This window comes from Rhodoferax sp., assembly GCF_012927445.1.
In the GTDB taxonomy this organism is placed as follows: domain Bacteria; phylum Pseudomonadota; class Gammaproteobacteria; order Burkholderiales; family Burkholderiaceae_C; genus Rhodoferax.
The window spans coordinates 683,499-709,348 of sequence record NZ_JABBPD010000007.1 but is presented as its reverse complement, the minus strand read 5'-3'; the positions used below and the strand labels follow the sequence as shown (position 1 = coordinate 709,348).

The 25,850-nt window shown below is 57.8% G+C and carries 34 protein-coding genes; 7 read left to right on the top strand and 27 right to left on the bottom strand.

Going from position 1 to position 25,850, the window contains the following annotated elements; genetic code table 11:
* Nucleotides 1–135 precede the first annotated feature (135 nt).
* Nucleotides 136–984: a formyltetrahydrofolate deformylase gene (gene purU / locus HHJ17_RS15060; RefSeq protein WP_296497033.1), complete on the top strand. Its 849-nt coding sequence runs from the start codon at nucleotides 136–138 to the stop codon at nucleotides 982–984.
* On the opposite strand, the gene HHJ17_RS15055 is transcribed toward purU, so the two are convergent.
* A complete protein-coding gene (locus tag HHJ17_RS15055; protein ID WP_296497032.1) occupies nucleotides 977–1,762 on the bottom strand; it encodes an enoyl-CoA hydratase-related protein in 786 nt (261 codons plus the stop codon). The genes purU and HHJ17_RS15055 overlap by 8 nt on opposite strands.
* Before the next feature lie 27 nt (nucleotides 1,763–1,789).
* Nucleotides 1,790–2,638 (bottom strand): archaetidylserine decarboxylase, encoded by an 849-nt coding sequence (gene asd, locus HHJ17_RS15050; RefSeq protein ID WP_296497031.1) that lies wholly within the window; start codon nucleotides 2,636–2,638, stop codon nucleotides 1,790–1,792.
* Between the two features lie 87 nt (nucleotides 2,639–2,725).
* On the opposite strand from asd, the gene HHJ17_RS15045 reads away from it, so the two are divergent.
* The 4 genes from HHJ17_RS15045 to HHJ17_RS15030 all read left to right on the top strand — a co-directional run bounded on the left by HHJ17_RS15045 (nucleotide 2,726) and on the right by HHJ17_RS15030 (nucleotide 6,352).
* Entirely contained in the window at nucleotides 2,726–3,598 is an 873-nt protein-coding gene (locus tag HHJ17_RS15045; RefSeq protein WP_296497030.1) for a LysR substrate-binding domain-containing protein, read from the top strand.
* A 166-nt stretch (nucleotides 3,599–3,764) separates the two neighbouring features.
* Entirely contained in the window at nucleotides 3,765–5,267 is a 1,503-nt protein-coding gene (locus HHJ17_RS15040; protein ID WP_296506340.1) for an FAD-linked oxidase C-terminal domain-containing protein, read from the top strand.
* A gap of 13 nt (nucleotides 5,268–5,280) precedes the next feature.
* Nucleotides 5,281–5,628 carry a CidA/LrgA family protein gene (locus tag HHJ17_RS15035; RefSeq protein ID WP_296497027.1) on the top strand — a complete coding sequence of 116 codons (348 nt, stop codon included), beginning with the start codon at nucleotides 5,281–5,283 and terminating at the stop codon, nucleotides 5,626–5,628.
* A complete protein-coding gene (locus HHJ17_RS15030; protein WP_296497026.1) occupies nucleotides 5,621–6,352 on the top strand; it encodes an LrgB family protein in 732 nt (243 codons plus the stop codon). Before HHJ17_RS15035 ends, HHJ17_RS15030 begins: the two co-directional genes overlap by 8 nt.
* Here HHJ17_RS15030 and ptsP read toward each other — a convergent pair.
* The 6 genes from ptsP to HHJ17_RS15000 form a co-directional block, all read right to left on the bottom strand.
* Complete coding sequence (gene ptsP, locus HHJ17_RS15025; protein ID WP_296506338.1) at nucleotides 6,349–8,124, bottom strand: phosphoenolpyruvate--protein phosphotransferase; 1,776 nt, start codon at nucleotides 8,122–8,124, stop codon at nucleotides 6,349–6,351. The two genes, HHJ17_RS15030 and ptsP, sit on opposite strands and share 4 nt — an antisense overlap.
* Nucleotides 8,121–8,390 carry an HPr family phosphocarrier protein gene (locus HHJ17_RS15020; RefSeq protein ID WP_296506336.1) on the bottom strand — a complete coding sequence of 90 codons (270 nt, stop codon included), beginning with the start codon at nucleotides 8,388–8,390 and terminating at the stop codon, nucleotides 8,121–8,123. Before HHJ17_RS15020 ends, ptsP begins: the two co-directional genes overlap by 4 nt.
* Complete coding sequence (locus tag HHJ17_RS15015) at nucleotides 8,359–8,805, bottom strand: PTS fructose transporter subunit IIA (RefSeq protein WP_296506335.1); 447 nt, start codon at nucleotides 8,803–8,805, stop codon at nucleotides 8,359–8,361. The genes HHJ17_RS15020 and HHJ17_RS15015 overlap by 32 nt, the downstream gene beginning before the upstream one ends.
* A gap of 65 nt (nucleotides 8,806–8,870) precedes the next feature.
* Entirely contained in the window at nucleotides 8,871–10,106 is a 1,236-nt protein-coding gene (locus HHJ17_RS15010) for an MFS transporter (protein WP_296506333.1), read from the bottom strand.
* Entirely contained in the window at nucleotides 10,103–10,624 is a 522-nt protein-coding gene (locus HHJ17_RS15005; protein WP_296497018.1) for a hypothetical protein, read from the bottom strand. The genes HHJ17_RS15010 and HHJ17_RS15005 overlap by 4 nt, the downstream gene beginning before the upstream one ends.
* A 60-nt stretch (nucleotides 10,625–10,684) precedes the next feature.
* Nucleotides 10,685–11,389: a DUF4197 domain-containing protein gene (locus HHJ17_RS15000; protein ID WP_296506329.1), complete on the bottom strand. Its 705-nt coding sequence runs from the start codon at nucleotides 11,387–11,389 to the stop codon at nucleotides 10,685–10,687.
* Nucleotides 11,390–11,404: 15 nt separating this feature from the next.
* On the opposite strand from HHJ17_RS15000, the gene HHJ17_RS14995 reads away from it, so the two are divergent.
* Complete coding sequence (locus tag HHJ17_RS14995; protein ID WP_296497015.1) at nucleotides 11,405–11,902, top strand: TlpA disulfide reductase family protein; 498 nt, start codon at nucleotides 11,405–11,407, stop codon at nucleotides 11,900–11,902.
* Between the two features lie 26 nt (nucleotides 11,903–11,928).
* On the opposite strand, the gene HHJ17_RS14990 is transcribed toward HHJ17_RS14995, so the two are convergent.
* Entirely contained in the window at nucleotides 11,929–12,381 is a 453-nt protein-coding gene (locus tag HHJ17_RS14990; protein ID WP_296497014.1) for a cytochrome c, read from the bottom strand.
* 189 nt (nucleotides 12,382–12,570) lie between these two features.
* Between HHJ17_RS14990 and HHJ17_RS14985 the strand changes: the two genes are divergently transcribed.
* A complete protein-coding gene (locus tag HHJ17_RS14985; RefSeq protein WP_366557547.1) occupies nucleotides 12,571–13,239 on the top strand; it encodes a cytochrome b/b6 domain-containing protein in 669 nt (222 codons plus the stop codon).
* 144 nt (nucleotides 13,240–13,383) lie between these two features.
* On the opposite strand, the gene HHJ17_RS14980 is transcribed toward HHJ17_RS14985, so the two are convergent.
* The 18 genes from HHJ17_RS14980 to HHJ17_RS14895 form a co-directional block, all read right to left on the bottom strand.
* The gene (locus HHJ17_RS14980; RefSeq protein ID WP_296497013.1) at nucleotides 13,384–13,890 is read right to left on the bottom strand and encodes a peroxiredoxin; all 507 of its coding nucleotides are present in this window, start codon (nucleotides 13,888–13,890) and stop codon (nucleotides 13,384–13,386) included.
* A 97-nt stretch (nucleotides 13,891–13,987) separates the two neighbouring features.
* On the bottom strand, nucleotides 13,988–14,257 hold the full coding sequence (rpsQ, locus tag HHJ17_RS14975; RefSeq protein WP_296497012.1) for a 30S ribosomal protein S17: 270 nt from the start codon (nucleotides 14,255–14,257) through the stop codon (nucleotides 13,988–13,990).
* Nucleotides 14,258–14,267: 10 nt separating this feature from the next.
* A complete protein-coding gene (gene rpmC / locus HHJ17_RS14970) occupies nucleotides 14,268–14,474 on the bottom strand; it encodes a 50S ribosomal protein L29 (RefSeq protein WP_296497011.1) in 207 nt (68 codons plus the stop codon).
* Between the two features lie 15 nt (nucleotides 14,475–14,489).
* Nucleotides 14,490–14,906 (bottom strand): 50S ribosomal protein L16, encoded by a 417-nt coding sequence (rplP, locus tag HHJ17_RS14965; RefSeq protein WP_296497009.1) that lies wholly within the window; start codon nucleotides 14,904–14,906, stop codon nucleotides 14,490–14,492.
* Nucleotides 14,907–14,908: 2 nt separating this feature from the next.
* Entirely contained in the window at nucleotides 14,909–15,796 is an 888-nt protein-coding gene (gene rpsC, locus HHJ17_RS14960; RefSeq protein WP_296497007.1) for a 30S ribosomal protein S3, read from the bottom strand.
* 16 nt (nucleotides 15,797–15,812) lie between these two features.
* On the bottom strand, nucleotides 15,813–16,142 hold the full coding sequence (gene rplV, locus HHJ17_RS14955; protein ID WP_114968162.1) for a 50S ribosomal protein L22: 330 nt from the start codon (nucleotides 16,140–16,142) through the stop codon (nucleotides 15,813–15,815).
* A 10-nt stretch (nucleotides 16,143–16,152) separates the two neighbouring features.
* Nucleotides 16,153–16,431 (bottom strand): 30S ribosomal protein S19, encoded by a 279-nt coding sequence (rpsS, locus tag HHJ17_RS14950; RefSeq protein WP_296497005.1) that lies wholly within the window; start codon nucleotides 16,429–16,431, stop codon nucleotides 16,153–16,155.
* Between the two features lie 11 nt (nucleotides 16,432–16,442).
* On the bottom strand, nucleotides 16,443–17,267 hold the full coding sequence (gene rplB, locus HHJ17_RS14945; RefSeq protein WP_296497004.1) for a 50S ribosomal protein L2: 825 nt from the start codon (nucleotides 17,265–17,267) through the stop codon (nucleotides 16,443–16,445).
* A 2-nt stretch (nucleotides 17,268–17,269) separates the two neighbouring features.
* Nucleotides 17,270–17,596: a 50S ribosomal protein L23 gene (gene rplW, locus HHJ17_RS14940; RefSeq protein ID WP_114968165.1), complete on the bottom strand. Its 327-nt coding sequence runs from the start codon at nucleotides 17,594–17,596 to the stop codon at nucleotides 17,270–17,272.
* The gene (rplD, locus tag HHJ17_RS14935) at nucleotides 17,593–18,213 is read right to left on the bottom strand and encodes a 50S ribosomal protein L4 (RefSeq protein WP_296497002.1); all 621 of its coding nucleotides are present in this window, start codon (nucleotides 18,211–18,213) and stop codon (nucleotides 17,593–17,595) included. The genes rplW and rplD overlap by 4 nt, the downstream gene beginning before the upstream one ends.
* Complete coding sequence (rplC, locus tag HHJ17_RS14930) at nucleotides 18,213–18,899, bottom strand: 50S ribosomal protein L3 (RefSeq protein ID WP_296497001.1); 687 nt, start codon at nucleotides 18,897–18,899, stop codon at nucleotides 18,213–18,215. Before rplC ends, rplD begins: the two co-directional genes overlap by 1 nt.
* A 198-nt stretch (nucleotides 18,900–19,097) precedes the next feature.
* Nucleotides 19,098–19,412: a 30S ribosomal protein S10 gene (gene rpsJ, locus HHJ17_RS14925; RefSeq protein ID WP_028250951.1), complete on the bottom strand. Its 315-nt coding sequence runs from the start codon at nucleotides 19,410–19,412 to the stop codon at nucleotides 19,098–19,100.
* Nucleotides 19,413–19,421: 9 nt separating this feature from the next.
* Nucleotides 19,422–20,612: an elongation factor Tu gene (gene tuf, locus HHJ17_RS14920; RefSeq protein ID WP_296497000.1), complete on the bottom strand. Its 1,191-nt coding sequence runs from the start codon at nucleotides 20,610–20,612 to the stop codon at nucleotides 19,422–19,424.
* A 110-nt stretch (nucleotides 20,613–20,722) separates the two neighbouring features.
* Nucleotides 20,723–22,825 carry an elongation factor G gene (fusA, locus tag HHJ17_RS14915; protein WP_296496999.1) on the bottom strand — a complete coding sequence of 701 codons (2,103 nt, stop codon included), beginning with the start codon at nucleotides 22,823–22,825 and terminating at the stop codon, nucleotides 20,723–20,725.
* Nucleotides 22,826–22,987: 162 nt separating this feature from the next.
* Nucleotides 22,988–23,461, bottom strand: a complete 474-nt coding sequence (gene rpsG / locus HHJ17_RS14910; RefSeq protein WP_114968651.1) for a 30S ribosomal protein S7 — start codon at nucleotides 23,459–23,461, stop codon at nucleotides 22,988–22,990.
* 151 nt (nucleotides 23,462–23,612) lie between these two features.
* Nucleotides 23,613–23,990 (bottom strand): 30S ribosomal protein S12, encoded by a 378-nt coding sequence (gene rpsL / locus HHJ17_RS14905; protein ID WP_011466063.1) that lies wholly within the window; start codon nucleotides 23,988–23,990, stop codon nucleotides 23,613–23,615.
* 175 nt (nucleotides 23,991–24,165) lie between these two features.
* Nucleotides 24,166–25,350 (bottom strand): D-alanyl-D-alanine carboxypeptidase family protein, encoded by a 1,185-nt coding sequence (locus HHJ17_RS14900; RefSeq protein WP_296496998.1) that lies wholly within the window; start codon nucleotides 25,348–25,350, stop codon nucleotides 24,166–24,168.
* A 108-nt stretch (nucleotides 25,351–25,458) separates the two neighbouring features.
* Nucleotides 25,459–25,842 (bottom strand): (2Fe-2S) ferredoxin domain-containing protein, encoded by a 384-nt coding sequence (locus HHJ17_RS14895; RefSeq protein ID WP_296496997.1) that lies wholly within the window; start codon nucleotides 25,840–25,842, stop codon nucleotides 25,459–25,461.
* Nucleotides 25,843–25,850 lie beyond the last annotated feature (8 nt).

Here is a 25,850-nt window from a genome sequence, read left to right as displayed (position 1 = left end):
CCGCCGCGCCGACGCCGGAACAAATGCCTTGAGTCCAATGCCTCCTGACGGCTCATGGCCTGCAGCCGAAGATTTCCCTGTCACTTGATGCTTCCCCCGTCAGAGCCGTCGTGGCCCTGCGACAATTCAGACACCATGAACCCTACTTATATATTGACCCTGTCATGCCCGGACCGCTTGGGGCTGGTGCACGCGGTATCCGGATTTTTGCTGGCGCGCGGCGGCAACATTGAAGAAGCCGCCCAGTACAACGACCGCGACACCGGTCTGTTTTTCATGCGGGTGCAATTTGCCTGCGCCCAACTGACGCATGAAGAACTCAAGACCCAGCTCGATGAGTTTGCGCAGCCCTTCGACCTGACGTGGCGCCTGCACGCCCGGGCACTGCCGATGCGCGCGGTGATCATGGTCAGCAAGGAAGGCCACTGTCTGAACGACCTGCTGTTTCGCTGGAAAAGCGGCTTTTTGGGGCTGGACATTCGCGCCATTATTTCTAACCACCGCGAGTTCTACCAACTCGCGGCCAGCTACAACGTGCCGTTTCATCACTTTCCGGTGACCAGCGCCACCAAGGCCCAAGTGGAAGCCAAACAGTACGAAATCATTCAGGCCGAAGAAGCGGAACTGGTGGTGCTGGCCCGCTACATGCAGGTGCTAAGCGATGACCTGTGCCGCAAGCTGTCAGGGCGCGCCATCAATATCCACCACTCGTTCCTGCCCAGCTTCAAGGGGGCCAAACCTTACTACCAGGCGCATGACCGGGGCGTGAAACTGATTGGTGCCACCGCCCACTACGTGACCGCCGATCTGGACGAAGGCCCGATCATTGAACAGGATGTGGCGCGCGTCGACCACAGCAAGACAGTGGAAGACCTGACGACGCTCGGCCGCGATACCGAGAGCCAGGTGCTGGCCCGCGCCGTCAAGTGGCACAGCGAGCACCGCGTGCTGATCAATGGCCACAAAACGGTGATCTTCAAGTAATCGACGGTCGCTGCGTGAATTGCGCGTGGCGTTTTTGCAGAAAGGCCTGAATCCCTTCCTGCGCATCCGGCGTCATGGCCGCGGTGGCCATCAACTCGACCGCCAGCTGGTACGCCTGCGCCTGCGGCAAACCGACCTGCTGGTAAAAGCCCTGCTTGCCCAACGCCTTGGACAGCGCGCTGCCCCGGGTGGCGCGGGTGATCAAGTCCAGCACCGCCGCATCGAGCTGATCGGCCGGCACCGCCTTGTTGATCAAACCCCAGTCGGCGGCGGTGGCGGCATCAATCGCATCGCCAGTGAGGGCCATCTCCAACGCCCGCTTCCGCCCGACACTGCGCGCAACCGCGACCAGCGGCGTGTGACAAAACAGGCCGGCCTTGCCGCCCGGAATGGCAAAGCCCGCCGTGTCGGCGGCAATGGCCAGATCGCAGGTTGCCACCAGCTGGCAACCGGCCGCGGTCGCCAGCGCATGCACCTTGGCAATCACCGGCTGCGGCATCGCCTGGATGGCGTCCATCATCTCGGTACAGACCGCAAACAATTCGCGCGCCTGTTCCAGCGTGGCACCGGCCATGTCGCCAAAGTTATGGCCGGCACTGAAGACCGGGCCGTTGGCCGCCAGAATCACGCCCAGCGCCTCGCTCTGGGCCACCTCGCGCAAGGCCTGCGTCAACTCCCGCATGACCGGCATGGCCAGCGCGTTGCGCTTCTCGGGCCGATTCAAGGTGATGGTGGTGATCGGGCCACTGGTGGAAACCAGCAAGTGTTCGTAGTTCATGGGCCCATTGTGGCAGCCCAGTGCGGTCTAGGCCGACTGGCTGGCCATGACCTCACCCAGCCGAATGGCGCCGGCGGGGGCCCAGGCTGGATTGAACTGCAGCGGGCCTTTCGGGAACAGCATCACCACGGTGGAGCCCAGCAAAAAGCGGCCCATTTCCTGACCTTGTTGCAGCACGACCGATTGGTCGTCATAGCGCCATTCGCGCACCTGACCGCTGCACTTGGCGTTCACCACGCCATGCCAGACGGTGGCCATGCTGCCGACGATGGTGGCGCCCACCAGCACCAGCACAAACGGGCCGCGCGCGGACTCAAAGACACAGACCACCCGTTCATTGCGGGCGAACAGCCCCGGCACGCCACGGGCGGTGGTCGGATTGACCGAAAACAGCGCCCCCGGCACATGAATCATGCGCAGCAGCCGGCCGTCGCACGGCATGTGAATGCGGTGATAGTCCTTGGGACTCAGATACAGGGTGGCAAAACTGCCGTCGTCAAACTGGGCCGCCAGCGCGGCATCGCCCCCCACCAAAGCGGTGCTGGAGTAGTGGTGTCCTTTGGCCTGGTAAATCTGATCCCGTTCCATCGCGCCAAACTGGCTGATGGCGCCATCGACCGGGCAAATCAGGTCGGCACGGGCCAGGGGCCGGGCGCCCTCTTTCAGGGCACGGGTGAAAAAATCATTGAACGTGGGGTAGCTGGCCAGGTCGGGGTTGGCGGCCTCGCTCATGTTGACGCCGTAGCGCCCGACAAACCACTTGATCAGGCGCGTGGTCAGACTGCCGCCGCGGGCAGAGGCGATCAGCCCGGCCAGGGCCGTCAGGGCCTGCTTGGGGAGAAGATATTGCGGCAGCACGGCTAGACGGTCTGACATGGATGGCTACCGGTGGTGAGAATGGCCGGAATTGTACCCAGCGCCTCTGGGGCGCCCGCATGATCCGCGCGGTGGGACAATGCCCGCATGACCGCTGCCCGCATCCCACCCATCCAATGCCTGTTGACGTTTGAGGCGTTGGCCCGTCTACGCAGCGTGACGCAGACCGCCGAAGAACTGTGCGTGACCCCCAGCGCCGTGAGCCACCGCGTCAAGCAACTGGAACAAATCATTGGCACCAAGCTGTTCGGGCGCGCTGACTTTTCACTCACCACCGAAGGCAGCGAGTACCTGGCGCATGTGCGCGAAGGGCTGGCCACGCTGCAAAAATTCCCGATTTCGGCGGCAGTGCCCGGCAAACGCAAACTGCGGCTGGCCGTCACCCCGACCTTTGCCCGCTCCATCCTGATCCCGCGGCTGCGCCAGTTCACCGAAGCCTATCCGGAGATCGACGTGACCTTGCAGGTGTCCATTCCCTTGCTCGACGTGGTGGCGGAAGACGCCGACCTGACGATTCGTTTTGGCACCGGCCGCTACGCCGACGTCGAGCATGTGTGCCTGTTCAAGGACGAAGTGACGCCGCTGGCCTCGCCGTCCTATGTGCGCGAACACGGACCTTTTGTGCTGCCGGAAGACCTGGAAGGCGAGAGCCTCTTGCGCAGCCCGCTGGAGCCCTGGCGCACCTGGTTTGCCGCCAACCACCTGGACTGGCCCGAACCGCTGGAAGGCTCGCAGTTCAACGATGTCGGTCTGCTGTGCGACGGGGCCGCCGCCGGCATGGGGGTGGCGCTGGTGCGCCTGAAGCTGGGCGCTCCCTGGCTGGAGCATGGCTCGCTGGTGCGCCTGTATGACATGAATGTGCCCAGCCCGCACGCGCACTACCTGTGCTGGCGCACCGGCATGATGGACCGCTGGGAGTGCGCAGCGTTTGCCGAATGGCTGAAAAAAAGCGTGGCCTGATCTTTTTTACATCAAATCAGCCGCTAGCCCCCGTGTTGCTTGCGCAAGCAGCTATTAAATTAGTAGCACCCTTGTTTTCACGCCTGTTTGCAAAATTCCTCACACCGGCCGACCCGGCTTCCCTCTACAGTTGAAGCCATTATTTAATTGACGCGTGGAATCCAGCATGAATGCACCCATCTCTCCTGAGCAGCAAGAGTTGCTACAAAGATCAGAGCGCCAGGCGCAGATAGTACGGGAGCTAGAGGCCGTTTTACCGGCACACGCCCTGCTCTGGCACAAGGAAGACACGACGCCGTTTGAGTGCGATGGGCTGACGGCCTACCGCCAGCGCCCGCTGGTGGTCGCCCTGCCCGAAACCCAGGAGCAGGTGCAAGCCGTGCTGCGCACCTGCCACGCGCTGGACGTGCCGGTGGTGGCGCGCGGTGCTGGCACCGGCTTGTCGGGCGGTGCCATGCCGCATCGGCTGGGGGTCACGCTGTCGCTGGCCAAATTCAACAAGATCCTGAAAATTGACCGGCTCAGCCGCACCGCGGTCGTGCAGTGCGGCGTGCGCAACTTGGCCATCAGCGAAGCCGCGGCGGCGCATGGCCTGTATTACGCGCCGGATCCGTCAAGCCAGATCGCCTGCACCATCGGCGGCAACGTGGCGGAAAACTCGGGCGGCGTGCACTGCCTGAAATACGGACTCACCCTGCACAACGTGCTCAAGGTCAAGGGCTTCACGATGGAGGGCGAGGCGGTTGAATTCGGCTCGGAGGCGCTGGACGCCGCCGGCTTTGACTTGCTGAGCATTGTCATTGGCTCGGAAGGCATGCTGGCGGTTACCACCGAGGTCACCGTCAAACTGATCCCCCAACCGCAATTGGCGCGCTGCATCATGGCCAGCTTTGACGATCTCCGCAAAGCGGGCGACGCGGTGGCGGCGGTGATTGCCGCCGGCATCATCCCGGCCGGGCTGGAAATGATGGACAAACCCATGACCGCGGCGGTAGAAGACTACGTCCATGCCGGCTACGACCTGAACGCCGAGGCGATTTTGCTGTGCGAAAGCGACGGCACGATCGAAGAGGTGGAAGAAGAAATCGGCCGCATGAGCGCGGTGCTGCGCACACACGGCGCCACCGCCATTGCCGTCAGCAAAGACGAAGCCGAACGGCTGAAATTCTGGAGTGGCCGCAAAAACGCCTTTCCGGCCAGCGGCCGTATCAGCCCCGACTACATGTGCATGGATTCCACCATTCCGCGCAAGCGCCTGGCCGACATCCTGCTGGCAATCCAGCAGATGGAAAAGAAATACCAGCTGCGCTGCGCCAACGTGTTCCACGCCGGCGACGGCAACCTGCACCCGCTGATTTTGTTTGATGCCAACGACCCGGACCAGCTGCACCGCTGCGAGCTGTTTGGCGCCGAAATTCTGGAAACCAGCGTCGCCATGGGGGGCACCATCACCGGCGAGCACGGCGTCGGCGTGGAAAAGCTCAACTCCATGTGCGTGCAGTTTTCGGCCGCAGAAAACGAGCAGATGTTTGCCATCAAGCGCGCCTTTGACGCCAAAGGCCTACTCAACCCCGGCAAGGTGATTCCGACGCTGAACCGTTGCGCCGATTACGGCAAGATGCTGGTGCGCGGCGGACAGATCAAACACCCGGATTTACCCCGCTTCTAGGCCCCCGACCCTCATGAATGGACTGCGTGGCTTGGCCTGGCTGCTGGCGCTGCAATCAATCGGCGAACTGCTCTCCCGGGGCTTGTCGTTGCCGTTTCCCGGCCCGGTGATCGGGATGCTGTTGCTGCTGCTGGCACTGCGCCTGCCGCTGGTGCGCGAGCCAGTGGCGGTGTGCGCCAATTTTTTGCTGTCACACCTCTCCTTGCTGTTTGTGCCGGTCGGCGTCGGGGTCATGACACATCTGGGGGTGATCGGCCAGTACGGCGTGCGCATGCTGGTGGTGATCGTGCTGTCGACCTGGATCGGGCTGGCGGTCACCGCGTTGGCCTTGCACTGGGGCCGGAGAAAAACCGATGCCTGATTTCGTTCAACTCTGGGTCTATCTCTCCGCCACGCCGCTGTTTGGCCTGACCGCCACGCTGGTGGTTTATGTGCTGGCGCAGGCCGCTTATGCGCGGCTGCAGCAGGCGCCGTGGGCCAATCCGGTGCTGTGGACGGTGGTGACCCTGGCCAGCGTGCTGCTGGCTACCGGCGTGAGTTACCCCACTTACTTTGCCGGCGCGCAATTCATTCACTTCCTGCTCGGCCCGGCGGTGGTCGCGCTGGCTTGGCCGCTGTGGGAGCGCCGCGCTGAGTTGCTCAAGCGCTGGCGTGTCTTGCTGCTGGCGGCACTGGCGGGCGGCGTGGCGGCCAGTGGCTCGGCGCTGGTGTTGGGCTGGGCCTTTGGCTTGCCCACCGACGTGGTGCTGTCGCTGGCGCCCAAATCGGTCACCGCCCCGGTGGCGATGGGCATTGCCGACAAGATTGGCGGCATACCCGCGCTGGCGGCGGTGTTTGCCGTGATCACCGGCCTGGTCGGCGCCCTGAGCGGCAAATACCTGTTTGATGCGCTGAAGATCCCCAGCAACGCCCCGGGCTGGGTGGCCCGCGGTTTTGCGCTGGGCACTGCCGCCCACGGCATTGGTGCGGCGCGGGCGCTGCAGGTTAACGCCGATGCCGGCGCTTATGCCGGGCTGGCACTGGGCCTGCAGGTGGTGCTGGCCTCGCTGCTGATCCCGCTGGCGTTCCGGCTGTTGGGCGGCTAGTGCCGGGCCATTCGCAGCGCCGGTTCGTCGTCGGACATCACCTGCTCGGCCCAGCCAGCCAGCTTGCTGGTATCGGCGCGCAGCACCTCTTGCTTCACGGCCAGAATTTGTGCCGGGTGCATTGAAAAACTGCGCAGCCCCATGCCCAGCAACAAACGGGTCAGGCTGACGTCACCCGCCATCTCACCGCAAACACTCACCGGTTTGCCCTGCGCCCTGCCTTCGGCAATGGTGCCCGCCACCAGCCGCAGCACCGCCGGATGCAAGGGGTCGTACAAATGCGCCACCGATTCATCGGCGCGGTCGATCGCCAGCGTGTACTGGATCAGATCATTGGTGCCAATCGACAGGAAATCAAAATATTTGAGGAACACCTTGAGCGTGAGGGCCGCCGCCGGGATCTCGATCATGGCGCCGATCTTGAGCGGACCATAAGCCACGCCCCGGTTGTCCAGCTCCACGCGGGCCCGGTCAATCAGGGCCATGGTGTGGCGAATTTCGCTGGCATGCACCAGCATCGGGATCAGTAAATTCGCCTGACCATGGGCGGCGGCGCGCAGAATCGCCCGCAACTGCGTCAGAAACATGGCCGGATCAGCCAGGCTCCAGCGAATGGCACGCAGGCCCAGCGCCGGGTTCAGGTGGGCGCCGTCCATCAACGCCTTGTCCAGCGGTTTGTCAGCCCCAACATCGACCGTGCGAATCGTCACCGGCAGACCCTGCATGCCTTCGATGGCCCGTTTGTAGGCCTGGTACTGTTCTTCTTCATTGGGCAGCTTGCCCTGGCGCCCCATGAACAGAAACTCGCTGCGGAACAAGCCGACACCGACCGCGCCGGCCTTGACCGCGCCCGGCGCGTCTTCCGGCATCTCGATGTTGGCCAGCAATTCAATTTTTTGGCCGTCCAGGGTAACCGCCGGGGTGTTGAGCAAGCGGGACAGGCGGCCACGTTCGAGTTCGCCCTGGCGCTGCTTGAAACCATACTCCGCCAGAATGATGGGAGACGGATCCACCACCACCACGCCGGCATCGCCGTCGATGATGACCCAGTCGTCCTGCCGCACCAGCTGGCTGCTCAGGCGCGCGCCGACCACCGCCGGAATGTCCAGGCTGCGGGCCACGATGGCGGTGTGGGAAGTCTTGCCGCCCACATCGGTGATGAAACCGGCAAACACGCTCTGCTTGAACTGCAGCATGTCGGACGGCGACAGATCGTGCGCGATCAGAATCAGCGGCACATCCACCGTGTCATCCAGCAACAGGTCCTGCTGCGACTTTTTGCGGACGGTGCGAGCGGGGGCAGGCACCACGGCCGAGGCGACACCGTTCATGGCGCGCAGCACTTTCTCCGTGATTTGTTCCAGGTCGGCCTTGCGTCCGCGCAGGTACTCGTCTTCCATTTCGTCGAATTGGCGCGCAATCACTTCCAGCTGCGTTGTGAGCGCCCACTCCGCGTTATACAGGCGATGGGTGATCCAGTGCTTGACGCCGGCAATCAGTTCGACATCCTGCAACAGCATCAGGTGCACGTCCAGCAAGGCGGTCAACTCATGCGGCGCTTCTCTGGGGCCCTTGTTCATCAAGCTGGCTTGCAGGCGAAGAATCTCGTCCACCACCGCATTGCGCCCGATGCGAATCCGGTCGATCTCGGACTCCACTTGGGAAGGCTCGATGAAATAGTGCGCGACGTCCACCCGGCTGGAGGCCACCAGCACCGCACGCCCGATGGCAATGCCGCGGGCGACCGCCAGGCCGTGAATGGCGAAAGTCACTCACCTTCTCCGAATTTATCGGCAATCAGGGCCAGCAACGCCGCCAGGGCTTCCTGTTCGCGCTCGCCGCTGGTCTCCACTTCTACCGTGCTGCCGATCCCGGCCGCCAGCATCATGACACCCATGATGCTCTTGGCATTGACGCGGCGCTCGCCTTTGACCATCCAGACCTCGCACGGGTAGCTGCCCGCCATCTTGGTTAATTTGGCCGAGGCGCGCGCATGCAGGCCTAATTTATTGCTGATGGTCGTCGTTGCTTTGATCATTTTTCTTTTTCACCTGATTCTGGGGCGCCGTCACGGCCACCGACAGGACACCCTGGGTGCCGCCGGCCAAGGCCCGCGCCACCAGCGAATCGAGCGATTCATGGCGGTACGTGACCGTGCGCAAGAGCATGGGCAGATTTACCCCGGCTATTAATTTTGAATTCAAACCGTCAACCAGTTTTTGGGCCGCATTGCAGGGCGTCGCCCCAAACACGTCGGTCAACACCAGCGTCTGCGGGGAGTCCAGCAGTGCCAGCGCCTGCGCGGCACCGGCCAGCGTTTCTTCGGGCGGCACGTTGGGCTGCACATCAAAGGCAGCCACTCCCGCCTCGGCGTCGGCAAACACATGCAAAACGCACTGGCGCAGGGCACTGGCCAGGGGCGCGTGAGCGATGATAAGAATGCCGATATTCATATATTTCTAAACTTGTGGGACAGACAGCACCGCCGGCAACGCAGACCAGCGCGGTCGTGATCACGTCAGAGGGACTGATTATGGCTTTTTGCCGAGAGGAAATAGAGATAGGCCGCAACGGAACACAGTAAAAACACGCTCATTGCCGTCTGGAAGGCCTGTATCTCGGACAGTCCCAGCGCCCTGAATCCTTCTACCGCCAGGCCAATGCCCCACTGCACGACAAAGACCCCGGCAAATATCACCAGGTTGTACGCCGAGAGCGCCCGCCCGGCGAGCGCGGGTGCAAAGGCCATGCCCACCGCCGGCTGCGCCAGCGAGACAAAGGTGCAACTCATGCAATACAAGGCCCACAAGGCGCCAGCCCCCGTCGACAGTGCGGGACCAGCTATTATTACAATAGCAAGCAACACAAAGCTGGCGGGCAAGCCACGGGCAATCAGTCGATCCGCATGGAAACCGCGCCGGGCCAGCCACGGGTTGGCCAGACCCCAGGCCCAAAACGTGCCCAGCATCGCCACATTGATCCAGAACAAACCACTGGCGGCTTGCAGCGGGCTGTAGCCCGCCACCTTGATCATCCAGGGGGCCGCCCAGAGCGTCTGCATCGCGACCAGGCCGCCGTAACAAAAAAAGCCGATCGGCGCCATCTTGCGGAAATAAGGATGGCGCCAGACCTCGGCATAGCTGGCCTTGGCTTGCCCTGCGTCAGACCCCGGTGGCAACGCCGCTTTCCATGGCGGCACCTGCCAGGCAATCAGCACCATCGCGAGCAGCACCAGCGCCGCCAATGCCCAAAACAACACGCGCCAGCCGACGATGGGCATCAACCATTGCACCGGCAGGGTGGACGCCACCATGCCCAAGGAGCCGGTCATCAGCATCCACGAATTCGCCCGCATCTGGGTGGTGGCGGGAAACCAGCGACGGTAGCCCGTCAACGGCGCCATCAGACAGGCGCTGACGCCGACGCCACACAAAATTCGCGCCAGCAGCAGGCCGGTAAAACTGGTGGCCAAAGAAAAAGCGACACAGCCCAGCACCGCCACCGTCAGAAAACTGAGAATGACTTTTTTCGGCCCATGCCGGTCCAGCCACTTGCCCAAGGGCAACTGGGTCGCCGCGAACCCCAGAAAGTAGCCGCCCGCCAGCAAGCCCAAATTACTGGCATTGAGCGCAAACTCGCGCGTCAGCGTCGGCGACAGGGTGGCGGTAATGGCCCGGATCAGGGTCGAAAAGAAGTAGGCAAAGGCAAACGCCAGAAAAACCACAATGGCGGCGCGTTTCGGCAACGTCGTCATTGGAGGCGGAGCCCGGCAAAATAAGTGTCCGCCACCGCCGGGTTGGCCGCATTCGCGACCACCGCCGCCTGGAACACTTGTGAGCCTGCGGCAAACCAGACCGCTTGCAGCGTCAGGGCGGTTCCGTCCGGGCGCGTTCCTGACGCGCGCACCTGCACCGGTGGCGCCAACCCGCTGCTCCCTTTGAGCGCAAAGAGGCGCTCGCTGGACGTTACCGCCTGCATATTCCCCAGGGTTGCCGACTTCCACTGGCGGAGCACTGCGCCGGTGCTGCTGGCGTCGTTGGTCTCAGCCATGGCCAGTGTGAACGTGGCATGGCCGGCATCGCACGTCAACATCGTCATCGTCACGTCTTTCGCCGCCAGCGCAACCCGGCGCGCGCTCTGCTCGGGTTTGCAGGGAAACAGGGCCGTCAGCGGCGCTTGATCGGGGTGGACGTCGCGCCAATTGAAGGTCGGACTGCAGCCGAGAAGAAGCGACAAACCGCACCAGGCCGCGACAAATTTGAAATAACGCATGCGTCGATTATCCGTGGGGACACGCCGCACGGCGGGCTGCCGCAAACGAGCGACCACGGGCTAGTTCAGCGCGCCAAACACCTTTTTCAATACGGCGCTGCCCGTTGCCACCGGGTCCTGCCGAATCTTCTTTTCTTCTTCGCCAATCATCAAATAGAGGCCATCCAATGATTTGCCGGTCACATACTGCTGGATATTCGCATCTTCCTGTTTGACCAGTCCCAAACCCGCGGCCTTGCCCGCCACCTGGTTGTACTTTTCGGTCAATCCCACTTTAGCGGTCGCTTTGGTCACGGCGGGCAAAAATTTGACACTGAGCGGGGCACGGGTTTTATCGGCGAAAAAGGCGGAGATTGAGGTGTCGCCCCCCGTCAGAATTTTCTTGGCGTCGGTCACGTTCATGGTCCGGACCGCGCCGACCAGCAAGTCCTTGGCCATCGGCACTGCGGCTTCGGCCGCACGGTTCATGCTCGTGACCAGTTCGTCAATGCGGTCCCCTTGCCCCAGGAGCCGGAGTAATTTGGACGCATCCTCCAGATAACCCGGCAAAGGAATGCGAACTTTTTCATTGCCCAGGAATCCATCTGTTTTGCCTAACAAGCTCACCGCGGCGATGGCGCCTTTCTCCAAAGCGATTTTGAGGCCTTGGGAGGCCTCCGCATTGCTCAGATCATCAATTGACAGGGCATACGCACGTTGTTGCGCCAGCATGATGACCGCCGCCAGCATCGGCACCGGAATGGAATTAAACTGTCGACGATCCATGGACACACCTGTTAAATGAAACGAAGTTTGTATCTTGCCGCAGCCGCGGTTGTTTTGGCAATCAGTTTGGGCATTTACCTGAACTCAGGTCTGTCTGCGGCACCCCTCTCCTCTTTTGTGATGCTCGACGGCTCCAAAAAGGATACGACGCACCTCAAGGGAAAAGTGACCTTGGTGAACTTCTGGGCCACCAGTTGTGTCACCTGTGTCGCGGAGATGCCCAAGTTGATCGCCACCTACGACAAATACAAGTCGCAAGGTTATGACACGATCGCCGTGGCCATGAGTTATGACCCGCCCAGCTATGTCGTCAACTTTGCGCAAACCCGTAAACTACCCTTCAGTGTGGCCATTGACAACACTGGCGAAGTTGCCAAGGCCTGGGGTGATGTGTTACTGACGCCCACCTCTTACCTCGTCAACAAACGCGGTGAGATCGTCAAGCGCTACATCGGCGAACCCGACCTAGCGGAACTCCATCGCTTGATTGAAAAGCTGCTGGCTGAAGCTTGAAACCATCAGCCCCTTTTCACAGTAACTCACTCTTTCCGGTAAGCGTCATGGCAGGTTTTGCAAGTGCCCCCTGTTGCGCTGACCGCTGTCTTGATGCTGTCCAGACTGCCGGTTTTTGCAGCGGCGGCGAGCTTTGACATTTCGGCTTGCATCTTGTCGGCGTACTCCTTGAATTTGGCGGGCTCCTTCCAGATCTCGGGCTTGGCGCGCGTGTCACCTTTGTCGGTCCCCTCGCCAAAAGCAGCCCACGGGAGCTTGCCAACAAACTCGGCGATGGCCGCGCTGTCCGCCGCAACTTTGGCGTCAAACGAGGCTTTGCCAGCGGCCATGGCCGCTATACGGCCAAAATTTTGCTGCATGACAAACAAGGCATTTTTGCGGTACTTGACCGCATCTTCCGGTTTGGCAAACTGGGCGGCTGCGGGTACCGCAAATGCCACGGCACACGCAGCGAGAACAAAAGATGCGATTTTTTTCATTTGGTTTTCTGCGTTGATATTTTTACGAACTCTGGCAATGAGTGTAGGAGCGATTTGACTGTCCTAACCCAACAACGCCACTAGGGAAACTACTGAGCGCCGGTTCGCTACGGCGGCGCAACGCACAATATGCACTTCCCTGTCAGCCGTCAATTTACGACTGATTCTTTGCCAATATGGAGAGTTTGAATGATGTCCACCAAAGTCAGGGTCTGGGACCTGCCCACGCGATTTTTCCATTGGTCACTGCTTGTTTGTGTCGTGGCTTTGGTCACAAGCGCTCAGTTCGGCGGCGAGGCGATGGTTTGGCATTTCCGATTCGGTTATGCCGTGCTGAGTCTGCTGCTGTTTCGCCTTATTTGGGGCGTGGTTGGCGGCCGCTGGTCTCGCTTTGCGTCCTTCCTTTATTCTCCTGCCGCCATCCTTCGTTACATCAAGGGTCAGGGCCCGAGCAGGCCATCGATTGGACACAATCCGTTAGGCGCGGTATCGGTGTTTGCACTGATGGGCTTTCTTCTCCTGCAAGTTGGCAGCGGCCTGATCAGCGACGACGAGATCGCAGCAACCGGGCCCCTCAGCAAGTTTGTGTCCAACGCCACGGTCAACCTCGCCACTTTTTATCACAAGGATATTGGCAAACTGATCCTCATCGGTTTGGTCGTGCTGCACGTCGGTGCCATTCTGTTCTACCAGTTCAAGAAGGGCGAGAATCTGGTTCGCCCCATGATTGGCGGCGACAAAGAAACGCTGATCGTCACACCCAGTTCACGCGACGACGCAAGTTCACGCACGCTGGCCATCCTCATTTTGCTGGGCTGCGTGACGTTAGTGGCTTGGCTCGTTAAACAAGCAGGGTAAGTTCTGCTGTGTCGGAATCTTGGGCGGTATGAAGCCGCCCTCACCATCAAAGCCCCGCGAAAAATCTCGGAGCAGCTCAGCCAGTTCAATCTAACAACGTCGCCGCTAATGCGAGGCAACGACGTTGTTGCTTCAAGCCATAACTCAGGCTTTGGCTTGCGCCAGCATGGTGGTCGCGCCACTCACGTCAAACTTTCCTGGCGCTTCAATATTGAGCGTCACCACTTTGCCGTCTTTCACCAACATGGAATAACGGTTGCTTCGCAAACCGAGTCCCTTCCCGGTCAGGTCAAGCGTCAGGCCGGTTGCTTTGGTAAAAGCAGCATCACCATCTGCCAGCATGCGCACTTTGCCCGCAGTTTTTTGCTCACGCGCCCAGGCGCCCATGACAAATGCATCGTTCACGCTGATACACCAGATTTCATCAATTCCAGCAGCTTTCAACTCGGCAAACTTTTCAACATAGCCTGGCACATGCTGGGCGGAGCAAGTCGGCGTGAAGGCACCCGGTAGCGCAAACAACGCAATGGTCTTCCCCGCGCTGGCCGTGGCTACCTCTACTGGATTGGGGCCGATACTGCAACCACCGCCCTCCACTTCCGAAAATTCCATCAAGGTTACCGCGGGCAGTGTGTCACCGACTTTAATCATTAAATGCTCCTGAAATAGTTGATTCGAATCCAGCATTGAAAACGGCTCACATTGTGAGCCGTTTTTGCGAGACCTGCAGTCGGAAGACTGCAAAGACTTAAACCGCAGCTGCCTTTTGAACCAAGCGGGTCGCTACCCAGTTCTTGGTTTTAGAGATAGGACGGCTTTCGGTAATTTCGATGACATCACCCATCTTGTACTCGCCCTTTTCGTCATGGGCGTGGTACTTGCTGGACTTACCAACGATTTTGCCGTAGAGCTCGTGCTTGACACGACGCTCAATCAACACCGTCACAGTTTTCGAACGCTTATCACTGACAACCTTGCCAGTCAGAGTACGCTTGAGGGATGTTTTAGCTTCCGTCATTTATAGCTCCTTATTTGGCGGATTTTTCAGCGCTTTGCTTCTCGACAAGAATAGTCTTGGCGCGAGCAATATCACGGCGCGTAGAGCGCAGCGTAGCGGTGTTGTTGAGTTGTTGCGTTGCTTTTTGCATACGCAGACCGAAGTGAGCTTTTTGCAACTCTTTAACTTCAGCTTGCAGACCGGCAACGTCTTTTTGGCGTAGTTCAGTAGTGTTCATATCATGTTCTCCTGATTACTGGCCAATCATGCGAGCCACAAAAGCGGTCCGCAAAGGCAGCTTGGCGGCTGCCAAACGAAACGCTTCACGAGCCAACTCTTCAGTCACGCCGACGATTTCAAAAACGATCTTACCTGGCTGAATCTCAGCCACGTAATACTCGGGATTGCCTTTACCGTTACCCATACGCACTTCAGCAGGCTTTTGGGAAATCGGCTTATCAGGAAACACACGAATCCAGATACGACCACCACGCTTAACGTGACGGGAAATCGCACGACGTGCGGCTTCAATCTGACGAGCGGTCAAACGGCCACGGTCAATACATTTCAGACCAAAATCACCAAACGCGACCGAGCTACCTCGAGTCGCAATACCGGTGTTACGGCCCTTTTGCTCTTTGCGATATTTGCGACGAGCGGGTTGCAACATAATTATTCTCCTTTACCGTCAGCTGCTGCAGCTGGCGCGGCTACCTTGCGGACGCGCTGAACGGCGGGTTTTTGTGCATCGGCCCCAGTAGCCTCAGCAGGTTTGTCGCTGCCATCGGCAGGCGCAGTGTTGCCACCCATTGGAGGACGACGCGCGCCGCGAGGTGCGGGACGGTCAGAACCAGGGCGGGCATCACGACGTGGGCCACGTGGACGACGCTCTTCATCAGCACGGGGCTCAACAGCGGCCGGCAGATCATTACGACCCAACGTGTCACCCTTGTAGACCCAAACCTTGACACCAATGATGCCGTAGGTTGTTTTAGCTTCAGAAGTACCGTAATCGATATCGGCACGCAGTGTATGAAGTGGCACGCGACCTTCGCGATACCATTCACAACGCGCAATTTCAATACCGTTCAAACGACCTGACGACATGATCTTGATGCCCAAGGCACCCAGACGCATCGCATTTTGCATGGCACGCTTCATGGCACGACGGAACATGATCCGCTTTTCCAACTGCTGCGTAATGCTGTCGGCAATCAGTTTGGCATCAATTTCAGGCTTGCGCACTTCTTCAATGTTCACTGCAACCGGCACGCCCAATTGACGTGTCAATTCGCGCTTCAAGTTCTCGATGTCTTCGCCTTTTTTGCCGATCACAACACCCGGACGCGCCGAGAAAATTGTGATACGTGCATTCTTGGCTGGACGCTCGATCAGCACACGCGACACAGACGCGTTTTTAAGCTTGGCTTTCAGGTACTCGCGCACCTTGATGTCTTCAGCCAACATACCCGCAAAGTCACGGTCATTGGCGTACCAGCGTGATGCCCAATTGCGGCTAATCGACAAGCGAAAGCCGGTTGGGTGGATTTTTTGTCCCATATCTTCCTGGCCTCTTTCAGTTACCAACCGTCACGTACACATGGCACGTGGGTTTTCTGATTTGGTTGCCGCGACCTTTTGCGCGGGCCGTGAAGCGCTTGAGCGAGGCACCTTGCTCGACGAAGATTGAAGTGATCTTCAATTCGTCGATGTCGGCACCGTCGTTATGCTCAGCGTTGGCAATGGCAGACTCCAGAACCTTCTTGATGATCACGGCAGCTTTTTTCTGCGTGAACATCAAGATGTTCAAGGCTTGATCCACTTTCTTGCCGCGAATTAAATCCGCGACCAAACGGCCTTTATCGACCGACAAACGAACGCCACGAAGGGTTGCACGTGTTTCCATGGTCACCTCCTTATTTCTTTGAGACTTTTTTGTCTGCAGGGTGACCCTTGAAAGTACGGGTGAGAGCAAACTCCCCCAACTTATGGCCAACCATTTGATCGGTGATATAGACTGGCACGTGCTGTTTGCCGTTGTGCACCGCGATGGTCAGACCGATGAAATCGGGCAAAACCATTGAGCGACGCGACCAAGTCTTAATCGGCTTTTTGTCTTTGGTTGCAACAGCTTTTTCAGCTTTTGCGACCAAATGATGGTCGACAAACGGACCTTTTTTGAGAGAACGAGTCATTTACCTGCCCCTTACTTCTTGCGACGCGACACGATCATGACCTGCGTGCGCTTGTTGTTACGGGTACGGTAACCCTTGGTCAGATTACCCCAAGGATCGACTGGATGACGGCCTTCGCCGGTCTTGCCTTCACCACCACCATGTGGGTGATCCACCGGGTTCATGACAACACCGCGAACGGTCGGACGAATACCCTTCCAGCGCTTCGCACCGGCTTTGCCGAGACGACGCAGGCTGTGCTCTTCGTTAGCGACCTGGCCAAGCGTTGCACGACATTCGATGTGGATCTTACGAACCTCACCCGAACGCATACGCACTTGAGCGTAGATGCCTTCACGCGCTAGCAAAGTTGCAGAAGTACCGGCTGAACGTACGATTTGTGCGCCTTTGCCAATTTGCAATTCGATGCAATGCACGATGGAACCCACCGGAATATTGCGGATAGGCAAAGTGTTACCAACACGAATTGGCGCTTCTGCACCACTCATGATGGAGGCACCAACCTCAAGACCACGGGGAGCAATGATGTAGCGACGCTCACCGTCGGCATAACACACCAGTGCGATGTGAGCCGAGCGGTTTGGATCGTATTCAATACGCTCAACCTTGGCAGGTATGCCGTCCTTCGTGCGACGGAAGTCAACCACGCGATAGTGGTGCTTGTGACCGCCGCCTTTGTGACGGGTTGTGATGTGACCATTATTATTGCGGCCGGCATGCTGGAACTGAGGTTCTAGCAACGGCGCAAAAGGTTCACCCTTGTACAGGTGGTCACGCGAAATCTTCACCACGCCACGACGGCCTGGTGAAGTTGGTTTCATTTTAATAACAGCCATGATTACGCAGCCTCCCCACCGAGGTTCAGCTCTTGACCAGGCTTCAGCGTCACATAAGCCTTGCGAATATTATCGCGACGGCCTACAGACTTGCCAAAACGCTTGGTTTTGCCTTTGGTGTTCACCACAGAGACGCCCTTAACCTCAACCTTGAACATCAATTCCACAGCGGCCTTGATTTCATATTTGGTAGCGTCTTGCAGCACTTTGAAGGTCACCGCATTGCTCTTTTCAGCGACCATCGTTGCCTTTTCAGACACGATTGGCGCGACGAGCACTTGCATCAGACGACCTTCGTCAAATGTAGTCAGATTTGGACCATGGCTCATGCGAACATCTCCTGGAGTTTTTCCATCGCGGCCTTGGTGACAAGCACTTTGCGATAGTGAACCAGGGACACTGGATCAGCGTAACGCGGCTCAACAACCAAAATATTCACCAGATTCCGGGATGCAAGGTACAGGTTTTCGTCGACTTCGTCGGCAATCACCAAAACGGATTCCAGATTCATGGCCTTGAACTTGGCAGCCAAAGGCTTGGTTTTAGGCGAGTCCACCTTCATGGAGTCAACCACAGCCAAACGGCCTTCACGCGCCAACTGCGACAAGATGGACGCCATGCCGGCACGGTACATCTTCTTGTTGATTTTTTGCGTGAAATTTTCGTCAGGCATGTTCGGGAAAATCCGACCGCCCCCGCGCCACAATGGCGAGGAAGTCATACCAGCACGAGCGCGACCCGTACCCTTTTGTTTAAAAGGCTTCTTGGTCGAGTGCTTGACCTGTTCACGGTCTTTCTGGGCGCGAGTGCCTTGACGGGCATTGGCCTGGAAAGCAACCACAATCTGGTGAACCAGATCTTCGTTGTATGCGCGACCAAACACTGTTTCCGGCGCTTCAACTTTAGAAGTTGCCAGACCTTGATCATTCAGGAGTTCGAGCTGCATCAGTTCGCTCCTTTCGTTTCAGCATTTTTGGCTTTGACTTTAATGGCAGGACGAACGGTCACAAAACCGCCAGCCGAACCAGGAATAGCCCCCTTGATCATCAACAATTGACGAGCTTCGTCAATGCGGATCACATCCAGATTCTGGGTAGTGACCGTGTCAACACCCAAGTGACCCGTCATGCGCTTACCAGGAAACACACGACCAGGATCTTGCGCCATACCAATGGAGCCAGGAACGTTGTGCGAACGGCTATTACCGTGCGACGCCCGTTGCGACTTCATGTGGTGACGCTTGATTGTTCCTGCAAAGCCCTTACCAATGGTCGTGCCCTGCACATCAACCTTTTGGCCAACAGCAAACACAGCCGCCACAGGCACTGTTGCACCTGCTTTGTACTGGGCAGCCACATCGGCAGTCAGACGGAATTCTTGTATAACTTCACCAGCTTCAACACCTGCTTTAGCAAGGTGACCAGCGGCAGGCTTGGTGACGCGCGAAGCTTTGCGGGAACCAAAGGTCACCTGCAAGGCCACGTAGCCGTCATTCTCTTGGGTTTTGACCTGGGTCACACGGTTGTTAGACACGTCCACCACCGTGACAGGGATTGAATCCCCCTCATCGGTGAATAGGCGCATCATGCCCACCTTGCGGCCCAGCAACCCTAGGGAGTTGCTCAGACTCATTATTTTCTCCGTAACTCTCACCGTTGCAACTGCAATTGGCTACAACGTTTTGCGTGAAAGACTGTTAATAAAACTCTGTCGAAGATGCATAGCATTCTCGACAGAGCCTTCAAGTATATCCCGAACACCTTTTGCGTGCAAGTTCATTCAATACCTGGATCCTCAAGGGGGTCCGGTTATACCGAACCTCCCCATGATTTACTGCAGCTTGATTTCAACATCCACACCAGCGGGCAGATCAAGCTTCATCAACGCATCAACGGTTTTGTCCGTTGGGTCAACAATGTCCATCAGGCGTTGGTGTGTACGAATTTCAAACTGATCGCGGCTGGTCTTGTTGACGTGTGGCGAACGCAGAATGTCGAAACGCTTCATACGCGTTGGCAAAGGCACCGGGCCCTTGACAATAGCGCCAGTGCGTTTAGCTGTATCCACAATTTCAGCGGCCGACTGGTCGATGAGTTTGTAGTCAAAAGCTTTCAGGCGAATGCGAATTTTTTGTTTGGTAGCCATGGTAATTCCTTAAGCAATGATCTTGGCAACCACACCGGCACCGACCGTCTTGCCACCTTCACGGATAGCAAAACGCAGACCTTCTTCCATGGCAATCGGGTTGATCAACTTGACGGTGATCGACACGTTATCGCCTGGCATGACCATTTCCTTGCCTTCTGGCAACTCGATCGCACCGGTCACGTCCGTGGTACGGAAGTAGAACTGGGGACGGTAGTTGTTGAAGAACGGGGTGTGACGGCCACCTTCATCTTTGGACAAGACATAGATCTCGCCCGTGAAATGGGTGTGTGGCTTGATCGAACCGGGCTTGCACAGCACTTGGCCGCGCTGCACGTCTTCGCGCTTGGTACCGCGCAACAAGATGCCGACGTTGTCGCCTGCTTGACCTTGGTCGAGCAATTTGCGGAACATTTCAACACCGGTGCAAATGGTTTTCTGCGTGTCATTGATACCGACAATTTCGATTTCTTCGCCGACTTTAACAATACCGCGTTCGATACGACCGGTCACCACGGTGCCACGACCCGAGATCGAGAACACGTCTTCCACTGGCATCAGGAAGGCACCGTCGATGGCGCGCTCTGGCAGGGGAATGTAGGTGTCGAGTGCATCAGCCAGCTTCATGATGGCTTCTTCGCCCAGCGGACCCTTGTCACCTTCCATGGCGAGCTTGGCGCTGCCGTGGATGATAGGGGTGTCATCACCAGGGAAATCATACTTGTCGAGCAACTCGCGAACTTCCATTTCAACGAGTTCGAGCAATTCAGCATCGTCGACCATGTCGCACTTGTTCAGGAACACGATGATGTAAGGCACGCCGACCTGGCGCGCCAGCAGGATGTGCTCGCGGGTCTGAGGCATGGGGCCGTCAGCAGCGGAACAGACCAGAATAGCGCCGTCCATTTGGGCCGCGCCAGTGATCATGTTTTTAACGTAATCAGCGTGTCCTGGGCAGTCAACGTGAGCGTAATGGCGGTTAGCCGTTTCGTATTCAACGTGCGCGGTATTGATGGTGATACCGCGGGCCTTTTCTTCAGGTGCGGCATCGATCTGGTCATAGCCTTTGGCGGTACCGCCAAATTTGGCGGCCAGCACCGTGGTGATGGCGGCGGTCAGCGTAGTTTTACCGTGATCGACGTGGCCAATCGTGCCGACGTTGACGTGCGGTTTGGTACGTGTGAATTTTTCTTTTCCCATTATCAATTCTCCAAAGAGCTAGTTCCCGTGTACAGGTTTAATGTTTGCACGATGTTGCTGATTCGCCCCGCACGGGAACAGGGCGGCACACCGTCGCAGACAACTTGAAATTATTTGGCGCGCGCTGCCATGATGGCTTCGGACACGTTACGCGGAGCTTCCGAGTAATGCTTGAATTCCATCGTGTAAGTGGCGCGGCCTTGCGACATGGAGCGCAAAGTCGTCGAGTATCCGAACATTTCTGACAATGGAACTTCAGCCTTGATGGCCTTGCCGCCGCCAACCATGTCTTCCATGCCCTGCACCATGCCGCGGCGTGAGGCCAAATCGCCCATCACGTTACCGGCGTAGTCTTCTGGCGTTTCCACCTCAACTGCCATCATGGGTTCAAGAATGACCGGGCCAGCCTTGCGGCAACCTTCTTTGAAACCGAAGATGGCGGCCATCTTGAATGCCAGTTCGTTCGAGTCAACATCATGGTACGAGCCGAAATGCAGCGTGACCTTAACGTCAACGACTGGGTAGCCAGCCAACACGCCTTGCGTGACGGCCTCGTTGATGCCTTTTTCAACCGCCGGGATGTATTCGCGGGGCACCGTGCCACCCTTGATCGCATCCACAAACTCAATGCCCTTGCCAGGTTCATTGGGTTCGATCTTCAATACCACGTGACCGTACTGGCCCTTGCCGCCGGACTGGCGCACAAACTTGCCTTCAGCGTCTTCCACCGTCTTGCGAATGGTTTCGCGGTAGGACACTTGCGGCTTGCCGACGTTGGCTTCCACGCCAAACTCACGCTTCATGCGGTCAACAATAATTTCCAGATGCAACTCGCCCATACCTGCGATCAGGGTCTGGCCCGACTCTTCGTCGGTCTTGACGCGGAAAGATGGATCTTCTTGCGCCAAACGCTGCAAAGCAATACCCATTTTTTCCTGATCGACCTTGGTCTTGGGTTCCACGGCCTGGGTAATCACCGGCTCCGGGAACACCATGCGCTCCAACATCACGATGGCCGTTGGATCGCACAGGGTTTCACCCGTGGTCACATCTTTCAAACCGATACAGGCAGCGATGTCACCGGCGACGATTTCGCTGACTTCTTCGCGGTTGTTGGCGTGCATTTGCACAATGCGACCGATGCGTTCTTTCTTGCCGCGAATCGGGTTATAGACGGTATCGCCTTTTTGCAGCACGCCGGAATAGACGCGCACAAAGGTCAACTGGCCGACAAACGGATCGGTCATCAACTTGAATGCCAGGGCCGAGAACTTCTCCTTATCGTCTGCCTTACGCACCACTGGATTTTCATCTTCGTCCATGCCCTTGACCGGCGGAATATCCACCGGCGACGGCATGAACTCAATCACGGCATCCAGCATGCGCTGCACGCCTTTGTTCTTGAACGCAGAGCCGCAAAACATAGGCTGGATCTCGCTGGCGATCGTGCGCGTGCGGATACCAAACTTGATCTCGGCTTCAGTCAAGTCACCTTCTTCAAGGTACTTGTTCATCAACTCTTCGGACGCCTCGGCAGCGGCCTCGACCATTTTTTCACGCCATTCCTTGGCGCTTTCCACCAAGTCAGCAGGAATTTCGCGGTACTCAAACTTCATGCCTTGTGAAGCCTCGTCCCAAACGATCGCCCGCATTTTGATCAGGTCAACCACGCCAGTGAAGTTTTCTTCTGCGCCGATTGGAATCACCATGGGAACAGGGCTGGCCTTCAGGCGCAACTTCATCTGATCCACGACCTTGAAAAAGTTGGCGCCGGTACGATCCATCTTGTTCACAAAGGCCAGACGTGGCACCTTGTATTTGTTGGCCTGGCGCCAAACAGTCTCGGACTGGGGCTGCACACCACCCACCGCACAGTACACCATGCACGCACCATCCAGCACGCGCATCGAGCGCTCGACTTCAATCGTGAAATCCACGTGGCCGGGGGTGTCAATGATGTTGATACGGTGCTCAGGCAGGGACTTGTCCATCCCCGTCCAGAAACAGGTCGTTGCAGCGGAGGTGATCGTGATGCCACGCTCCTGCTCCTGCTCCATCCAGTCCATGGTGGCCGCGCCGTCATGGACTTCACCAATTTTGTGGCTCACGCCAGTATAAAAAAGCACGCGCTCGGTGGTAGTGGTTTTACCGGCGTCAATGTGAGCCGAAATACCGATATTGCGGTAGCGCTCAATGGGGGTATGGCGAGCCATGGTGGATCCTTGGTTGATCTGTATATTTCAAACCACTACCCGCAAAGACTTGTAGCCCTTGCGACGTAGCGTGCGGCTTTCACTCTGTGGGCAGTCTCGAAGGCGATGCGTGAAGCAAGCCAGAGGACTGCGACGGCGAATGAAAGCCGCGCAGTAGCCGTCTTAGAAACGGAAGTGGGAGAAGGCCTTGTTGGCTTCTGCCATGCGGTGAACTTCGTCACGCTTTTTCATGGCGCCGCCACGGCCTTCAGTAGCTTCCATCAACTCGTTAGCCAAGCGCAATGCCATGGATTTTTCACCGCGCTTGCGCGCAGCTTCTTTAATCCAACGCATGGACAGGGCCAAACGACGGACCGGGCGCACTTCAACAGGCACCTGGTAGTTAGCACCACCAACACGGCGGGACTTCACTTCAACCATCGGCTTGACGTTATTGATCGCCATGGTGAAGGCTTCAACCGGGTCTTTACCTGGGTTCTTCTTTTCGATCTGCTCCAGCGCGCCATAAATGATGCGCTCAGCGACCGCTTTTTTGCCGCCTTCCATGATCACGTTCATGAATTTAGACAGCTCGACATTGCCGAACTTAGGATCCGGCAGGATTTCACGTTTAGGGACTTCGCGACGACGTGGCATTTTTTCACCTCTTAATTGCTTCAGTTGGCATCAAAATTTGACACCGCAAAAACCATTTTGGTTTTCACTTACTCGACCCAACAACGGGTCACTACGTTGATTCACCGCGCCACGCGGGAAACAACACCTTATCTATCGAACAAGCGTTAGCTTATTTCGCCTTTGGCTTCTTGGCACCGTACTTGGAGCGCGACTGCTTGCGGTCTTTCACACCTTGCAAATCGAGCGAACCACGCACAATGTGGTAACGCACACCAGGCAGATCCTTGACACGACCGCCGCGAACCAGCACAACGCTGTGTTCCTGCAGGTTGTGGCCTTCGCCGCCGATGTAGGAAATAACTTCGAACCCGTTGGTCAGGCGCACTTTGGCGACTTTACGCAGAGCCGAGTTAGGTTTCTTAGGCGTGGTGGTGTACACACGGGTGCACACACCGCGACGCTGCGGAGAGTTTTGCATCGCGGGGCTTTTTGACTTGATCGTTTCGACCTCGCGCCCCTGACGTACTAATTGATTGATGGTTGGCATTGAAAAACGTCCCTAAACGTTTGGTAACTTAAAAAACTTCGAAAACGTGAATCTCTTCGGAAATTCCGAAAAGCTTTCAACTATAGCAGGTCGTCGGTTAACACGCAATCACGTTTTCCGAGTTCTGCCCTCCGGCCACGTGTCTGCACCCCGACCCCCTTCAACAAACTCTTCCTTACTTGATCCACAAACGCATGGCATCCCAGGCACGACCAACGATGCCGGCTTGCTCGACGGCTTCCAGCGCGACCAAGGGCACATCAACGAGCACCTGCTCGCCGCTGCTGACCTTCAGCATTGCCAATTGTTGGCCTTTGGCAAATGGCGCCACCAGGGGATCAGCACGCACCACTTGTGTTTTCAGCTTACCTGCGCTACCGGTCGGGACGGCAACCACAATCGCCTGCTGGCGACCCAATTTGACGGTTGAACTTTTGCCCTTCCAGACCGCAGGCGATACCACCGCCTGGTTGGCATCGAACAGCTTGACGCCTTCATAGGCGGTGTAGCCCCAGTTCAGCAACTTCTGGGACTCGTTGGCGCGGGCATTCTCGCTGGTGGCACCCAACACAATGGACAGCAGGCGTCGGCTTCCCGTCGCACCCGGCGAACCAGCGGCGGCACCTGGCGTCCCCAGATTGGAGAAGTCACGCTTGGCCGTGGCAATAAGGCAATAACCGGCCGCATCGGTATGTCCGGTTTTCAAACCGTCCACCGACGGATCGCGGAACAACAGCAGGTTACGGTTGCTGTCATTGGTCGCCGGTGTGCCCTGGTAATGGTATTTTTTGATGGCGTAATAAGCCACGTAATCCGGGAAATCCTGCATCAGGCGGGTGGCCAGAATGCTGAGATCGCGTGCGGTGGTGATATGACCGGCCTCGGTCAGTCCCTCCGGATTTTTGTAGCCGGTGGATTTCATGCCAAGGGCCTTGGCCTGCTCATTCATGAGTTGCACAAAGCGCTCGGACGAGCCGCCCACGCCTTCCGCCAGCGCCATCGTGGCATCGTTGCCGCTTTGCACGATCATGCCTTTGATCAGGTCTTCCACCGGCACCATCATTTTGGGATCGATGAACATGCGCGATCCCGGCATTTTCCAGGCGCGTTCACTGACGGGCAGTGTCTGCTTGAGATTCAGTTTTTTGCTGCGCAAGGCATCAAACACCAAATAGGCCGACATCAGTTTGGTCAGCGATGCCGGCTCCACCGGAACGTCAATGTCTTTTTGCGCCAGCAGTTGGTTCGCCGTGACGTCCAACAACAGGTAAGAGCGCGCTGCAATTTCGGGGGGCTGTGGTGTTTGTGCGGCGACCGAGAAACTGACAGCAGCGGCGATGGCAAGAAGAAGGGTTTTCATAAAAGGGGAGTTCGTCCATCGGCCAGGTGACCGACAGTTGTTGATTTAATTGCTATAAATAAAATAGCTACTAGCATCCATTGGACGGGGGCTAGAGGCCAAAAATACTTAACGACCTAAGGTTGCGGGGATGAGCAGGCGCTCAACCACTTTGCCGTTTTTAAGGTGCGATTCCACGATTTCGTCGATGTCATCGTTGTCCACAAAGGTGTACCAGACCGCCTCCGGGTAGACCACCGCCACCGGGCCGGCGGCACAGCGGTCCAGGCAACCGGCCTTGTTGACCCGAACCTGGCCGGGACCGGCCAAACCGGCGGCCTTGACCTGGAGTTTGCAGCGGTCGAACCCTGCCTGCGCCCCATGGTGAACGCAGCAATCTTCGCCATTTTTGCGCTCATTGAGACAGAAGAAGATATGCCGCTCGTAATAAGAATCTGCCGGCTGGGCGGCAAGACTGCCGCCGGCCTGGGCATCACAATTTGTTTCAGTCATAACCGTGA